This window comes from Rickettsia sp. MEAM1 (Bemisia tabaci) (assembly GCF_002285905.1).
Classification (GTDB): domain Bacteria; phylum Pseudomonadota; class Alphaproteobacteria; order Rickettsiales; family Rickettsiaceae; genus Rickettsia.
Genome location: NZ_CP016305.1, coordinates 240,551 through 256,535, shown reverse-complemented (window position 1 = coordinate 256,535; position 15,985 = coordinate 240,551). Strand labels below are relative to the sequence as shown.

Below are 15,985 nucleotides of genomic sequence, written 5' to 3'. Positions count from 1 at the left end.
AAAGCTCGATTCATTTCGCTTTATGATGGATTCCCGCTTTCGCAGGAATGACATATAAAGTTTTTTGAGTTGTACGGGAATGACATAAAAATATTAAACTAACAAAATAACTAACTTAAATTCTATGCTACTATCCAAATATTTCTTACCTGTTTTAAAAGAAGACCCAAGTGAAGCCCAAATAACTTCTCATAAATTAATGCTTAGAAGCGGAATGATTAGGCAGCAAGCCGCAGGTATTTATAGCTGGTTACCACTCGGTTTAAAGGTGCTTAAAAATATCGAGAATATTGTACGCTCAAATATGGATAAAGCGGGTTGTCTAGAAGTCTTAATGCCTTGCATTCAACCAGTTCATTTATGGGTAGAATCTGGACGTTTTGATAATTACGGCAAAGAGATGCTAAAGTTTCAAGATCGTCACGACAATACTTTGTTATTTGGTCCAACTAACGAAGATATGGTTACGGATATTTTCCGTAATAATATTAAATCATATAAGGATTTACCAAAGAATCTTTATCATATTCAATGGAAATTTCGTGATGAAATTAGACCACGCTTTGGTGTTATGAGAGGTCGAGAATTTCTCATGAAAGATGCTTATTCTTTTGATATTGATGAAGAAAGTGCAGTTAAGACTTATAATCAGATGTATAAGGCTTATATTAATACTTTTAGAGATTTAGGCGTATTCGCTATTCCGGTTATTGCCGATAATGGTCCGATAGGCGGGAATTTAAGCCATGAGTTTCATATTATTGCCGAAACTGGTGAAAGTACTATTTATTATGATAAAAGATTTAAGACGCTGAAAGATAATATAGATATTGATATTGAAGAAATAAAAAGCTGGTATGCAGCTGCTGAAGAGAAACACGATGCAAGTAAATTATCTTGTGATAAAGAAATAGCTAGTAGCAAAGGTATAGAAGTTGGGCATATTTTCTATATTGGCACAAAATACTCCGTTAACATGAATGCCCTTATTAATGATGAGCATGGCAAATTAACACCGATAGAAATGAGTTCATACGGCATAGGTATTTCAAGGCTAGTTGCAGCTATCATAGAAGCAAATAGTGATGCAAAAGGTATTATATGGCCTACCGCTGTTGCACCTTTTAAAATTTCATCAATCAACTTAAATATTCATGATAGCAAATGCGTAGAACTTGCAGAAAAAGTTTATAATGAGCTAGTTGCTCAAAATATTGAGGTGTTATACGATGATACTGACGCAAGAGCTGGTAGTAAATTTGCAACGCACGATCTGATCGGCTCACCTTACCAAATTATAATCGGTCCTAAAAAAGCTGTAAATAATATTGTCGAACTTAAAAACCGCAAAAGTGGTGAAATAGAAGACATTGATTTAAATAAAAGAGCTTTAAACTCATACTTAACTTTTTTTAACTATTAAATAAAATTCTTTATTGACTTTTATATAAAACAGTATAGCCTTTTTTACAATTTATTTTGTAGGAAAATTATGCTGGGTTACGCAAAAGAACAAACAACTTTGACCAGAGAGCAAAAAGAAGCTGCTGGTATTTTATCTACTGCCACCTTTTTAGAATATTTTGACTTAATGCTATATGTTCATTTAGCCGTCTTATTAAATGAACTATTTTTCCCTAAATATGAGCCTAGCGTTACTTCTCTTCTATCTGCTTTTACTTTTTTTGCTCTACCTTTATATTTAGACCATTAGGAGCATATATCTTCGGAAGAATTGGTGATAAATTAGGTAGAAAGTCCACTGTTATTATGACAACTACCTTAATGGCTTTATCATGTATAGTGATGGCTAATGCTCCTACTTACGAGCAAATAGGTTATTTCGCTGCTGTATTAATCACAGTTTGCCGTGCAGTCCAAGGTATAGCATCCGTAGACGAGATAGTAGGTGCAGAGCTGTATTTAACTGAAATTACAAAGCCACCTGTTCAATAGGCACCGTCAAGTTAAGTAAATTAGTGTCACAAAGTACTATATTTTTAGATTTCAGACAGCAAGAAGTCTTTGAGTAGCTTTATCCCAAATGGATTTAGCGGACGCAAATGTAATTCTTTGCTCAGATGCTGTTTTAGTATATCTTCCAACATTTACAGCGGCACCGTCAAGTTAAGGGAGGTATAAATTAAGTATTGAGCAATTACAGGGAATGATTTATAGAATAGCAGTAACAATTTATCCTAGATTTTACCGCTATGCATATTACTCAAGCCCCGAATAGACATCGTTTTCCAGCAAGCATTATTAGCCATACAGTATGGTTATATCATCGCTTTAATAATAGTTACCGAGATGTTCAAGAGCAGATGGCTTATCGAGGTATTATATTAAGTCATGAGACTGTAAGGTTTTGGTGTTATAAGTTTGTAGTTTATTTTCAAGATGTTATTAGTAAGAGAGAGCGAAAGCCAACTGATAAATGGCATTTGGATGAGATGAATATCAAGATCAAAGGTGAAGTATTCATATTATGGAGAGCTGTTGACTCTGAGGGACATGAATTAGAAGTATTACTGCAGAAGCGTCGTAACAAGAAATCAGCTATTCGCTTTTTATCAAGATTATTGGGTAATTATCCATGTCCAAGGGTTATTGTGACTGATAAGCTAAAAAGCTACATTAAACCAGTTAGGTATATGTGTCCTAGGACTAAGCATCGTACCGATAAAAGACTAAATAATCGGATTGAGAATGCCCATCAGCCAACTAGGAGAAAAGAGAAGATACTGATTAAATTTAAGCATCCTAATTCAGCACAATGTACATTATCACTGATGGGAAAAGTCAGAAATATATTTGCTGTAAATGTTGGAAGATATACTAAAACAGCATCTGAGCAAAGAATTGCATTTGCGTCCGCTAAATCCATTTGGGATGAAGCTACTCAAAGACTTCTTGCTGTCTGAAATCTAAAAATATAGTACTTTGTGACACTAATTTACTTAACTTGACGGTGCCAATATGACCCCTACCTTAAAAAAATTATTTGAAAAGCATAACGTAAAAGGTTTATCGAATAATTCTAAAACTATTAAGGCAAATGATGCATTTTTTGCCATTAAAGGTGGGAATGATTTTATTGCAGATGCCCTAGATAAAGGGGCAGCATTAGTTATTACTGATGATAAAAAAAATACTACAAGTAAAGTAATCTTTGTCGAAGACATTAAAGAAACTTTATATGAAGCTGTAGAACTCTTCTACCCTAAAAAACCTAGCACTATGATAGCCGTAACTGGTACTAACGGCAAAAGCTCGGTAGTATCATATATAGCTCAAATATATTCGTTACTTGGGCAAAAAGCAGCATCAATAGGCACAATAGGCGTAGAAGTTTTTGGCATCGATAATTTTAATGAATCTATAGGCGGGCTAACTACAACTGACTATTTAAGCTTTCGAAAAATCGCTCATAAGCTAGCTGAAAATGGTGTAAATTATTTAGCACTTGAAGCTTCAAGCCACGGCTTAGATCAACAAAGGCTTGGCGATTTAAAAGTAAATATTGCATGTTTCACTAGCTTTAGCCAAGATCATCTTGACTATCATCACACAAAAAAAAATTATTTGCTTGCTAAATTAAAGTTATTTACCGATCATTTAGCAAAAGATGGCATTGCAATATTAAATTCTGATATAGAAGAAATAAAGTTTATTAAAGATTATTTGGATAAGCATAAGATAAAATATTTATGCGTTGGAGCAAACGATTATTGTAAAATAACTAAAACTAACAGTTCTTTAAAAGGACAAAATATTAATTTTATCTTTGATAATAAAAATTATGATTTTGATACTCCAATAATAGGTAGCTTTCAGGCTAGTAATTTATTAATATCTGGACTTAGTGTTTATTATACCAGTTTTGATTTTAGTAAAGTTATAAGTGCTTTGACTAAAGTTAAAGCCGTAAAGGGACGAATGGAGCGAATAGAAGATGCTAACATATTCATTGATTATGCCCACACTCCCGATGCTCTTGAAAAAGCTTTGAATGAGCTAAAAAATATTAAAGCTAAGGGTGGTAAATTAAGTGTAATTTTTGGCTGTGGCGGTAATCGTGATACTACAAAAAGAAATCTTATGGGAAAAATAGCAGCCTCAATAGCAGATAATGTTATTGTGACGGACGATAACCCACGCCATGAAGACCCAAAAGCTATCAGACAAGGAATTATTAGCGGGATAGAAACAAAAAACTATATAGAAATAGCTGACAGAAAAGAAGCTATTAAATATGGGATAAATAATTTAAAGAAAGACGATATTTTACTAATCACCGGCAAAGGACATGAAAATTATCAAATTATAGGTGATGAGAAAATAGAGTTTGATGACGCCGAGGTGGCAGGGAAAGTAATGTCATTGCGATGATATGCATAGCATCGACGTGGCAATCTCATAAATCAGATAAGACTCCTGAGATTGCTTCGTCGCTATACTCCTCGCAATGACGATAAAAACGCACAACAACAAAAACACATGATTTGGAATTCTAAAACTTTAAGCGATGCATTAGGGCTATTAATACCGCAATCTATTATCGCTAACGAAATACAATTTAACTCTAAGGATGTTAAAAAAGGTGATTTATTTATAGCACTTCAAGGCAATAAAGATGGTCACGATTATGTTCAAGATGCCATTAATCAAGGAGCATCAGCAGTAATAGTTAGCAAGCAAGTAGATATATCTGACCCAAGTAAGATTATCCTAGTAGACAATTGCTTAAAAGCCCTAGAGCAGCTGGCTTTATATAAAAGAAAAACTTCAAACGCCAAATTTATTGCTATAACCGGTAGTGTTGGTAAGACTTCAACTAAAGAAGCTTTAAAAACTCTATTACAGCATGAGGCACTAACTTTTGCCAGCCGAGGTAATTTCAATAATCATTTAGGGTTACTTATCAATCTTGCTTCGATGCCGGATAATACAGAATTTGCTATTTTTGAACTCGGTATGAACCATAAAGGTGAGATAAGGGAGTTAGTTCAAGTATTAAAACCAAATATTGCTATGATCACTAATATTTCAGAAGCACATTTGGAGTTTTTTAACTCACTTGAAGATATCGCTGAAGCTAAATGTGAAATTTTTGAGAGCTTTGACAAAGATGGAATTGCCGTTATTAATTCAGATAGTAATTGTTATGATAAAATCTTATCTATATTAAAAAAATTATCTGTAGAAAATATACATAATTTTGGTAAATCATCCTCATCTGAATTAATTTTATATGAAGTTTCTGGAAAGCAAGTTCATTTAAAATATAAGATATATGACACAATTATAGAGACTACTATATCCTCTATACCTAAGCACTTTGCTGAAAATTATGCTGGTGTATTATTGATTATATTTTTGCTTAATCAAGATTTAAATAAATCTGTTAGCTATTTAGGTGATATTCGGTTAACAAAAGGCAGAGGCGAAATTATCAATATAGGAAATAGCAGCATTATTTGTGATTATTATAATGCAAGCCCTACGTCAATGAAAGCTGCCTTAGAATATTTAAAGCAAATGCCTGCCACAAATAAAACCGCTATAATAGGCGAGATGCTAGAGCTTGGGCAGAATTCAGAAAGGCTACATAAAGAGCTAGTACCTTATATATTAGATTCAGGCTGTTCTAAGGTTTTCTTAGTAGGTGCAAATACTAAATATATTTATGATTCATTACCTGAAAAAATAACTAAAGCATATTTTAAAAATATTGATGAATTAATTGCATCTACAAATGATTTATTCAAAAATGATGAGCTTATTTTGATAAAAGGTTCTAGAGGAATAAAACTTGACAAGATTATTGATTATTACACTAAAGTAAATTAGTATAATCTAATGTGTTACCGTGACTTGACTGGTATTGTTGTATAACCCAAAAACTGCTTCGATGTCATTCCCGCGGAAGCGGGAATCTAGGATAAAGTGAGATAAATAGAACTTTTAATTTTAAAAATTTACTGTGTTTAGAATTTTTAGTGGCACCGTCAAGTTAAGTAAATTAGTGTCACAAAGTACTATATTTTTAGATTTCAGACAGCAAGAAGTCTTTGAGTAGCTTCATCCCAAATGGATTTAGCGGACGCAAATGCAATTCTTTGCTCAGATGCTGTTTTAGTATATCTTCCAACATTTACAGCAAATATATTTCTGACTTTTCCCATCAGTGATAATGTACATTGTGCTGAATTAGGATGCTTAAATTTAATCAGTATCTTCTCTTTTCTCCTAGTTGGCTGATGGGCATTCTCAATCCGATTATTTAGTCTTTTATCGGTACGATGCTTAGTCCTAGGACACATATACCTAACTGGTTTAATGTAGCTTTTTAGCTTATCAGTCACAATAACCCTTGGACATGGATAATTACCCAATAATCTTGATAAAAAGCGAATAGCTAATTTCTTGTTACGACGCTTGTGCAGTAATACTTCTAATTCATGTCCCTCAGAGTCAACAGCTCTCCATAATATGAATACTTCACCTTTGATCTTGATATTCATCTCATCCAAATGCCATTTATCAGTTGGCTTTCGCTCTCTCTTACTAATAACATCTTGAAAATAAACTACAAACTTATAACACCAAAACCTTACAGTCTCATGACTTAATATAATACCTCGATAAGCCATCTGCTCTTGAACATCTCGGTAACTATTATTAAAGCGATGATATAACCATACTGTATGGCTAATAATGCTTGCTGGAAAACGATGTCTATTCGGGGCTTGAGTAATATGCATAGCGGTAAAATCTAGGATAAATTGTTACTGCTATTCTATAAATCATTCCCTGTAATTGCTCAATACTTAATTTATACCTCCCTTAACTTGACGGTGCCCATAATTCAACTTCTTTTACTATACAGGAATTTCTACTCTAACCGACAACCCACCTAAATCCTTACTATCTTCTAGGTAAAGAAATCCGTTATGATCTTTTATTATCTCACGAGTAATAGCAAGTCCAAGACCTACATTACTTGAATGATCTAACTGTCTTGCTTTATCCGATCTATAAAATGGTTTTAATACTAAAGGTTTTTCTGCATCATCTATGCCCCTGCCATTATCTTCAATGATTATCGATAAGTTAGATGAATTAGCGTTTAACGAAATTCTAACTTTAGTACCATATTTTATAGCGTTACTAATTAAATTAGACAAGGCTCTTTCAAAAGAATGTGGTTTAATTCGAAGTTTTACCCCATCTAATTTGGTAGGGTTTATAAACTCAATATCTATATGTGACCATTTATTTAAAAAAGATTTAATCCAAGATAAAATAAAAATTTCTTTAAACTGTTCTGCACTTTCGCCTCTCGCAAAATCTAGATAGGAGTTTATCATTTGTTGCATAGTTAATATATCTTGCTTTAGTCCAGTAGTCTCTTCATTTTCGTCCATTAATTCAAGTTGTAATTTCATGCGTGTTAGAGGAGTTCTTAAATCATGAGAAATCATAGCAAGCATGGTAGTTCTTTTGGTAATTTGCTTTTCTATACGAGATTTCATTTTTAGAAAAGCAAGCCCTGCTTTTCTTATTTCTAAAGCACCTGTAGGCTTAAAATTCTTACTTTTTAAGATACCTCGACCGAATTCATCCATGCTATCTGCAAGAGCAACTATTGATTTAATTTGATTCTTAGAGAAAATAATGGAGATGGAAAGTAATATAATAGTTAAAAATATAATCCATAGAACAAAAATATATACTGTTGGGTTAAGTAAAAGTTTGGCTGGAAAAGAAATATTTAATATCTCGTTATTTAGCTCTAATAATACTTGAATTCTGTTTTCCTTAGTTAAGTTAATTATATTTTTTTCATGAATTTTTGTATTTAAAATATTTTTAAATATAGTTAAGGGTTCGTTTAACTTAGGCTGTTTTGCTAATAGTTTCTTATTAGGCTCAAATTGATAAGACAAATTGAGATAATTTTCTGATAATTGTGTTATTTCTTTTGGATTATCTTTATGCTCTTTAATTAAAGATTCTATTTCATTGATAATAATGGTACTAGTATAATATGAAACATTATACCAATGACGATCATAAAACAAAAATATAGCAACTAGCTGTCCTATCAGAATCGGCATAATTATGATAAGCATAAATCTTAGGAATAAAGTCCTAGGTAATAATTTAGATATAAAGTGCATATCCCTCATTACGCACGGTTTTTAAATATTTCGGTTCTTTAGGATTATCTTCTAGCTTATTTCTTATTCTGGTAATTTGTACGTCAATAGAACGTTCACTAAGACCTCCCATAATTTTTGAAAGCTCAAGGCGGCTAACAGAAGTGCCAAGACGTTCTATAAATATTTCAAGTAACTTCTGCTCAGTAGAGCTAAGCGGAATTATCTGATCATTTTTAGTAAATTCTTTGGTACTATAATTATAAAAATTATTGCCGAACTTAGTTATATTTTTTTCTTTTTTGGGATTATTATAATTATTGATCAAGTTATTTATACGCAATAATAATTCTCGTGGTTCAAAAGGTTTAATAACATAATCTGATGCACCGGCTTCAAGACCTTTAACACGGTCATCAGCTTCCGATAAAGCAGTTAGCATTACTATTGGTATATTATTACCAGCATCCCTAATGGTAGTAGCAAAATCAAGCCCTGTAACGCTTGGTAGCATGACGTCTAAAATAATCAAATCGTAATTAGAAGTTTTTAACAAATCCTTTGCCTCTATAGCTGAAACAGCCGTCGATACTAAAAACTCATTTTTATTTAAAAATTGCTTTAAAAGTGCTAATATTCTGGTATCATCATCAACAATTAGGATATGTGCCTTATATTCTTGCATATATATTTGTTTAATTTGAAAAATTGACAGTGTTCTATCATCCCGTGGCTTGTCCACGGGATCCAGAAAAATAATAAAAAATACTAACGTATTTTTAACTGGACTCCGTGGACAAGCCACGGGGTGACACCGAGAGTGCTTTTCAATTCACTATGCGGAAATAACATAATTACTCTAATACAAATAACAATTAATAACAATGACAAAAAATTCAGAAAATAATCTTTGGTATATTTGGATTAATGGTGAGTTAGTTCCTTATGAACTTGCTACAGTGCATGCTTTAACTCATAGTTTACATTACTCGGGATCGGTATTTGAGGGTGAGAGGGCTTATAATGGGAAAGTTTTTAAACTTAAAGAACATACTGAAAGATTGATTAAATCAGCAGAAGTTTTAGGATTGAAAGTACCTTATAGTGTAGAAGAAATTATAAAAGCTCATGAATTATTAATAGAGAAAAACAAGATTCAGGATGCATATATAAGACCGCTTGTTTGGTGTGGGAGTGAGTCTTTAAATATTATTAACCCTAAATTGTCGACTAACGTTTTAATTGCGGCTGTTCCCTCTATGCCACGAGCATTTACCGCTGGAGTTAATTTGCATGTAAGCAGATGGCGTAAAGCTGCACCTAATATGATGCCAGTGCAATCTAAATCCGCTGCTCATTATAACATGGCAATAACGAGTAAGAAAGAGGCTAAAGACCTTGGCTATGATGATGCATTATTACTTGATTATGAGGGGTATATTGCGGAATGTACTACAACAAATATTTTCTTTGTTAAAGATAATGTGCTATATACTCCAATTGCCGATAGATTTTTAGATGGCATAACAAGACAAACTATTATTGAAATTGCAAAAAATTTAGGATTAGAAGTAAAAGAAGAACGTCTAAAATTAGAGCAAATAGAAAATTTTACTAGCTGTTTTGCTACAGGTACGGCAATTGAGGTGCAGCATATTAGCTCTATAGATCTTGGCGGTAAGAAATTTACTTTTAATGATCATAAAATTGTGAATGCTTTGAAAGAAGAGTATGGTAAAATTGTGAGGGGTAGTATGTCATTCCCGCGTAGGCGGGAATCTAGTAAAAAATACAAACATAAAAAGCTCGATTTATCTCGCTTTATGCTGGATCCCCGCCTACGAGGGGATGACATGGTACACGTTTTTCGATCCACGCAACAATGACATAACAACACAAAAATGAAAAACAATGAATAATATATTTAAAGGTTTGATTACGGCAATAATAATGCCGTTTAAAAATAATAAATTAGATTTAGAATCGCTTGAAAAAATTTTGGAGCATCAAATAAAAGCCGAAGTCAATGCCGTAGTAATAGCAGGTTCAACAGGTGAGGGTAGTAGTTTAAACCTTGAAGAGTACAAATTATTACTACAAACTAGTAAGAATATTGTAAATAAGCGTATTCCTATAATTAGTGGATGTTCTTCAAATAATACTGCTTATGCAATAGAGCTTGCGGCTGAATCTACAAAAATTGGAGTTGACGGCTTTATGATTAGCCCGCCATCATATTTGAAGCCTACTCAAGACGGAATTTATAAACATTTTGAAGCAATACATGAAGCTAGTAATTTGCCGATTATGCTATATTCAGTTCCGGGTAGAACTGGGGTTGACTTTACCGATGAAGTGATCTTTAAACTCGCTAAATTACCTCGTATTTTAGCTTTAAAAGATGCGGGAATAGATTTAGAAAAACCGCTTAGAATTAAAGCTATAGTTAAAAAAGAATTTAATCTATTATGCGGTAATGATGATTTAAGTCTTGCTTTTAATGCTCAAGGCGGAGTAGGGTGCGTGTCTGTAGCTTCTAACGTTGCACCTAAATTATGCAAAGAGCTTCAAAAGAAATGGTATAACAATGATGTTAAAGGAGCTTTAGAGATTCATCAAAAATTATTACCTTTATATAAAGCATTATTTGTAGAATCAAACCCAATCCCAGTTAAGTATGCTATGCATTATTTAGGATTCTGTACAAATGAAATTCGTTTGCCTTTAACTGAAGCAACAAATACAACTAAAAAACAAATTGAGGAAATTATAACATCCTTATCTATAAAAGTATGATGGAATATAAGAAAATTATTGCACAAAATAAAAAAGCTCTCTTTAATTATTTTATTGAGGAAAGACTAGAAGCAGGTATTGTATTAAAGGGTAGTGAAGTTCAATCGCTTCGTCAAGGTAAAGCATCTATAGAAGAGAGTCATGCAGCTGATACGGGAAATGAGGTATTTTTGTATAATTGTCATATTGCAGAATATGAAAAAGCAAATAGGCTCAATCATTCTACTAGAAGACCACGTAAATTGTTACTACATAAAAAAGAAATAAACAAAATTATCGGTAAAACTAAAATAAAAGGTTATACTCTAGTTGCCTTGTCTATGTATTTTAACAAAAAGAATAAAATAAAAATTGAACTTGGCATTGCTAAAGGTAAAAAATTACACGATAAAAGAGAATCTATTAAAGAAAAAGATTGGAAGAGAGATCAGAGTAGATTGATCAGACAGAAGTAAGGGTTATATGTCATCCCCGTGTAAGGCTTGCCAGCGTGGGTCGAAAAACGTCCTAAGGTAGTCATGCCGTGGCTTGACCACGGCATCCAGAAAAACAATAAAAAATATTACATATTTTTTCCTGGACCCCGTGAATAAATCACGGGGTGACAACCATACACAAGCCCGAAACAAAATAAAATTAATTTTAAAGGTTATTTATGCAGCATATTATTGGAAAGATATTAGTTATATTTGTAGTAATTATAGGAGTTTTATTTATTTTTAAAACTATAAAAACTTCTTCTACAAAACCTGTTTCCATAGAAGTAAAACAAAATGAAGAGCCGAAACAATGTGAAGAAGAAAGAGTTAAGAAGATTATTGAAGAATATTTGCTTAATACTCCTGAAATAATAATACAATCAATAGAAAATCTACAAAAGCGTAAAGTACAAGAAAGTGAAACCAAAGTTAATAGCTATATTAAGGATAACAAATTAGATATCGAGAATAGCCAAAATTTTCCTGTCATAGGTAATAAAGACGGTGATGTAACTATAGTTGCTTTTTATGATTATTCTTGTTCCTACTGTAAAAAAGGTGATGTTTCTTTAAATGAGTTATTACAAAATGATCCAGAAGTGAAAATTTTGTTAAGACCATTACCTATCCTTGGTGATGCTTCTGATTATTTAGCAAAAATAGCTTTAGCAGTTTATAAAATTAACCCTAGTAAATTTAAAGCTGTTCATAGTGAATTAATGAAGATAAGAAATGTTTCTAAAGAAACTGTCGAAGAATTATTAGCCAAAAATGACTTAAATATTACGGAAGTTGAAGAGATAGCTGATAGTTCTGAGGTAAGAGATTTAATCGCTCAAAATATGCAAATAGCTAGAAATCTTAAAATTCAAGGTGTGCCTGCATATGTAATTAATGCTAGGTTAATCCCTGGATCAGTAGATTTTCCTCAATTATTAAGCATAGTCAAAGAAATTAGAGATAATAAGGATTCCTAATTAAGCCTTGTGGGTCAAAGTCGTCATTGCGAGGAGATGCAAATATAATTTTCTCGCCATGACGGAAAAGCTGATCCACTTTTATTAATATTATAGTCAATTTTCAAATTAAACTTCGTCTACCAACTTTTCATTTATTAGCAGTATATACTTGACAATATGCTTTTAGATTGTTAATATCCTTTTACATATATTAAAGCTTTATAAAGCTAAGAAATAAAATTAATTCTTCAAGCCACAAGAATAAATCTAAAAATCTAGTTTGATTCCAATTTAAAACAAACGTAATATTTCCTCTACATTTAAGGAATTAAATTTTTCATTCATGTCAACTATAATCTATTATAATAAAAATAATGAGTATAACTAATAAAGAATCCCCAGAACAACTAAATAACCCTGAATTTAATAATCATTATGCAGAAAACGGCAATATAATTAATTTAAAAGAATTAAAACGTAAATTGCCTGAAGAATTGCAAGCTCAAGCAGAAGAGCTAAAAATTGAAAATGTTAGTTCTTTACGTAAACAAGAGTTAGTTTTTGCAATTTTAAAGAAATCTGTAGAGCAGGGTGGTTCAATAGTAGGTGAGGGGGTACTTGAAGTTTTGCCTGACGGGTTTGGCTTTTTGCGTTCTCCGGAAGTAAATTATTTAGCAGGACCTGATGATATTTATATTTCTCCAAGCCAAATTCGTCGCTTTGGTCTTCGTACTGGTGATACTGTGGAAGGACGAATAAGAGCTCCGAAAGAGGGTGAGCGTTATTTTGCACTGCTTAAAGTAAATAAAGTGAATTTTGAAGATCCCTCTAAGGCTTATCACCGCGTCAATTTTGATAATCTCACTCCTTTATATCCTGATGAAAAATTAGGCTTAGAGCTTGAAGATAACAGTAAAGATTTTAGTACACGTGTTATCGAGCTAGTCGCACCAATGGGTAAAGGTCAGCGTGCTTTAATAGTTGCACCCCCCCGTACTGGTAAAACTGTATTATTACAAAATATTGCACATGCTATTACTACCAATAATCCGGAAGTATTTTTAATTGTGTTGTTAATAGATGAGAGACCTGAAGAGGTAACGGATATGCAACGTTCCGTGCGTGGTGAGGTTGTTAGCTCTACTTTTGATGAGCCAGCAAGTAGGCACGTACAGCTTGCGGAAATGGTCATTGAGAAAGCAAAAAGATTAGTAGAACATAAGAAAGATGTAGTGATTTTAGTTGATGCTATTACCCGTCTTGCTCGTGCTTATAATACTGTAGTGCCGTCATCTGGTAAGGTATTAACAGGCGGTGTTGATGCTAACGCACTTCAGCGTCCGAAAAGATTTTTTGGTGCTGCAAGAAATATTGAGAATGGCGGTTCACTCACCATAATCGGTACGGCTCTAATTGAAACCGGCTCACGTATGGATGAGGTGATTTTCGAAGAGTTTAAAGGTACAGGTAACTCTGAAATAGTATTAGATCGTAAGATTGCCGATAAACGTATTTATCCTGCAATTGATATAACTAGATCAGGAACTAGAAAAGAAGATTTATTAGTTGATAAAATAGTGCTAAATAAAATGTGGGTTCTTCGCCGCATCATTGACCCAATGGGTAGCAGTGAAGCAATAGAATTCTTGCTTAAAAAGTTAGAACACACTAAAACTAATAGTGAGTTTTTTGAGATGATGAAAAGCCCAGCAGAACGTAAGTAAGTTGTGGGGTCATCCCGTGGTGGCATTGCCCGCATGGATCAAAAAATGTTCTAAGTGTTATCTAGTTGCTTGACCACGGGGTGACACAGCAGGCTTTGCCTCCCCTCGCAATGACAAAAAACTAAAAAATATATTGCAAAATGAATATAACACCTGATTATTTAATTGAAAGAAAACAAATAAAGGCTCGTTTATTAGTCTGGAAGTTAATAGCAATTATTTTAATTGGTGTTTCATTCTTCTTAATTTGTAAAGATTTTGTTTCAACGGAAGTTTTAGCCAATAATAATGATGATTATATAGCTTCGGTATTAATTGACGACATAATACTTGAAGATGAGAAGCGTGATAAAAAGCTTAAGAAAATTGTTGATGATTCTCATATTAAAGCCTTAATAGTTAATGTAAATTCTCCAGGCGGTACAGTAGTAGGATCAGAAAAAATTTATAATATTCTACTTAAAATATCAGAAAAAAAGCCAGTAGTTATAGTTATGGGAACGATGGCAGCAAGCGGTGGTTATTTAATCTCTCTTGCTGGTGATTACATTATTAGCCATAATGGAACTATTACAGGTTCAATTGGGGTAATATTGCAGACTGCTGAGGTAACTGACCTTGCACAAAAACTTGGCATTACTTTTCTTAATTTTAAATCAGGTGAGCTTAAAGCTGCCCCAAATCCTACTGAAAAACTTACTGAAAATGTAAGAGTAGCGATTATGGAAAATATTGAAGATACTTACAATTTTTTCATTGAACTTGTTGCTGAAAGACGTAAAATTCCTATAGATGAAGTCAAAAAACTAGCTGATGGCAGAATATATTCAGGACGTCAGGCTGTAAAACTAAAGCTGGTAGATAGTATAGGTAATGAGGATACAGCCTTAAAATGGTTACAAGATGAGAAAAAAATCGATGCTAAATTAACGGTTAAGGACTATCAATTAAAACCAAAACCTAAATTAGTGGAAATGATGCTTGAAGATTTCGATAGTTTAGTACCTAGTTTTTTCAAAAATAGTTTTAATGGAATTAAGGCGATTTCTAATCATTGCTACTAAAATTGATTTGATAAATAAAATACATAAGCAGCTAGATTATCTTTCTAAAGAAGATGTAAGTGATTCTGTGAATTTAATCCTTAATTATTTAAGCAATTCTCTTAAAGAACAAAACCGTATCGAAATCAGAAATTTCGGTAACTTTTCTATCCGCACACGAAAATTCCCAGAAAGTGGTAAATTTTATAATACAATTTATTACAGAATGCCTAAAAATTTCCTTAAAGACTAAAGTTATTACTTTACAAATTTTAATTTAACGTTAGTTTATGGCTAATTAGGATTAAGATATATACAAATTGTGAAATGGTCTAAATATAGTTTCTCAGAAAAACTTAAAATAATAAAAAGTAAAATAACGCATAATAATATTATATGCGTAGCTCTTCATACTTATGATTTAGAGCTTTTTGAAAAAATACTGATAACAGAAAAGGTTAAAGATATTAATATGCTGTTCCTTGCTCGTTACGGATTATGTAAAGGCGATAAATATTATACTTTTTTACAAAAACTATATAATTACTTAGACGAAAATAATGTTACTTTAGATAAACAAAAAAAAGAATCTTTAGACTACGTATTAAAATATATAGAAATGTTTGATCCTTTAAAATTTACCAAAAATGAACAATTACAACCTCGTTATAATGATGAAGACACGTTAGGGTATTACGATCGTACTTCTAAAAATTTAAGTGTAAATAATACAAATCCTAGAGAATCTTCTGAACTAAACTATGCAGAGTTGGATTGGACAAGTTAAAACTTATTTCTCAAAATACTATCATTACAATA

The 15,985-nt window shown here is 32.3% G+C and carries 15 protein-coding genes and 2 pseudogenes; 14 read left to right on the top strand and 3 right to left on the bottom strand.

Features of this window, described 5'->3' with window-relative positions; genetic code table 11:
* Positions 1-124: 124 nt before the first annotated feature.
* The 5 genes and pseudogenes from proS to BA173_RS01270 all read left to right on the top strand — a co-directional run bounded on the left by proS (position 125) and on the right by BA173_RS01270 (position 5,853).
* On the top strand, positions 125-1,423 hold the full coding sequence (gene proS, locus BA173_RS01295) for a proline--tRNA ligase (protein WP_016947997.1): 1,299 nt from the start codon (positions 125-127) through the stop codon (positions 1,421-1,423).
* 69 nt (positions 1,424-1,492) lie between these two features.
* Positions 1,493-1,953 (top strand): annotated as a pseudogene (locus BA173_RS01290) (MFS transporter); the annotation flags it as partial.
* A gap of 260 nt (positions 1,954-2,213) precedes the next feature.
* On the top strand, positions 2,214-2,924 hold the full coding sequence (locus BA173_RS01280; RefSeq protein ID WP_095568243.1) for an IS6 family transposase: 711 nt from the start codon (positions 2,214-2,216) through the stop codon (positions 2,922-2,924).
* Positions 2,925-2,979: 55 nt separating this feature from the next.
* Positions 2,980-4,392: a UDP-N-acetylmuramoyl-L-alanyl-D-glutamate--2,6-diaminopimelate ligase gene (locus BA173_RS01275; protein ID WP_068041865.1), complete on the top strand. Its 1,413-nt coding sequence runs from the start codon at positions 2,980-2,982 to the stop codon at positions 4,390-4,392.
* Positions 4,393-4,500: 108 nt separating this feature from the next.
* A complete protein-coding gene (locus BA173_RS01270; RefSeq protein ID WP_068041862.1) occupies positions 4,501-5,853 on the top strand; it encodes a UDP-N-acetylmuramoyl-tripeptide--D-alanyl-D-alanine ligase in 1,353 nt (450 codons plus the stop codon).
* A gap of 203 nt (positions 5,854-6,056) precedes the next feature.
* Here the strand turns inward: BA173_RS01270 and BA173_RS01265 are convergent, their stop codons facing one another.
* On the bottom strand, positions 6,057-6,767 hold the full coding sequence (locus BA173_RS01265) for an IS6 family transposase (RefSeq protein WP_095568251.1): 711 nt from the start codon (positions 6,765-6,767) through the stop codon (positions 6,057-6,059).
* A 21-nt stretch (positions 6,768-6,788) separates the two neighbouring features.
* Here BA173_RS01265 and BA173_RS08775 point away from each other — a divergent pair, with 21 nt between their 5' ends.
* Positions 6,789-6,923: a hypothetical protein gene (locus BA173_RS08775; protein WP_257789551.1), complete on the top strand. Its 135-nt coding sequence runs from the start codon at positions 6,789-6,791 to the stop codon at positions 6,921-6,923.
* Here the strand turns inward: BA173_RS08775 and BA173_RS01260 are convergent.
* Both BA173_RS01260 and BA173_RS01255 read right to left on the bottom strand, forming a co-directional pair.
* The gene (locus BA173_RS01260; RefSeq protein ID WP_068041459.1) at positions 6,885-8,186 is read right to left on the bottom strand and encodes a sensor histidine kinase; all 1,302 of its coding nucleotides are present in this window, start codon (positions 8,184-8,186) and stop codon (positions 6,885-6,887) included. The genes BA173_RS08775 and BA173_RS01260 overlap by 39 nt on opposite strands.
* Positions 8,170-8,850, bottom strand: a complete 681-nt coding sequence (locus tag BA173_RS01255; protein WP_068041463.1) for a response regulator transcription factor — start codon at positions 8,848-8,850, stop codon at positions 8,170-8,172. The genes BA173_RS01260 and BA173_RS01255 overlap by 17 nt, the downstream gene beginning before the upstream one ends.
* Before the next feature lie 199 nt (positions 8,851-9,049).
* Between BA173_RS01255 and BA173_RS01250 the strand changes: the two are divergent.
* The 8 genes and pseudogenes from BA173_RS01250 to BA173_RS01210 all read left to right on the top strand — a co-directional run.
* A pseudogene (locus BA173_RS01250) lies at positions 9,050-9,913 on the top strand (branched-chain amino acid transaminase); the annotation flags it as partial.
* A gap of 163 nt (positions 9,914-10,076) precedes the next feature.
* Positions 10,077-10,961, top strand: a complete 885-nt coding sequence (gene dapA, locus BA173_RS01245; protein ID WP_068041467.1) for a 4-hydroxy-tetrahydrodipicolinate synthase — start codon at positions 10,077-10,079, stop codon at positions 10,959-10,961.
* Positions 10,958-11,416 carry an SsrA-binding protein SmpB gene (gene smpB, locus BA173_RS01240; protein ID WP_068041470.1) on the top strand — a complete coding sequence of 153 codons (459 nt, stop codon included), beginning with the start codon at positions 10,958-10,960 and terminating at the stop codon, positions 11,414-11,416. Before dapA ends, smpB begins: the two co-directional genes overlap by 4 nt.
* Before the next feature lie 200 nt (positions 11,417-11,616).
* Complete coding sequence (locus BA173_RS01230) at positions 11,617-12,417, top strand: DsbA family protein (RefSeq protein WP_016948429.1); 801 nt, start codon at positions 11,617-11,619, stop codon at positions 12,415-12,417.
* Between the two features lie 356 nt (positions 12,418-12,773).
* Positions 12,774-14,123 carry a transcription termination factor Rho gene (rho, locus tag BA173_RS01225; RefSeq protein WP_016948430.1) on the top strand — a complete coding sequence of 450 codons (1,350 nt, stop codon included), beginning with the start codon at positions 12,774-12,776 and terminating at the stop codon, positions 14,121-14,123.
* Positions 14,124-14,263: 140 nt separating this feature from the next.
* The gene (sppA, locus tag BA173_RS01220) at positions 14,264-15,187 is read left to right on the top strand and encodes a signal peptide peptidase SppA (protein ID WP_016948431.1); all 924 of its coding nucleotides are present in this window, start codon (positions 14,264-14,266) and stop codon (positions 15,185-15,187) included.
* Positions 15,177-15,419, top strand: a complete 243-nt coding sequence (locus BA173_RS01215; RefSeq protein ID WP_068041473.1) for an HU family DNA-binding protein — start codon at positions 15,177-15,179, stop codon at positions 15,417-15,419. Before sppA ends, BA173_RS01215 begins: the two co-directional genes overlap by 11 nt.
* Before the next feature lie 69 nt (positions 15,420-15,488).
* Entirely contained in the window at positions 15,489-15,953 is a 465-nt protein-coding gene (locus tag BA173_RS01210; RefSeq protein ID WP_016948433.1) for a hypothetical protein, read from the top strand.
* Positions 15,954-15,985 lie beyond the last annotated feature (32 nt).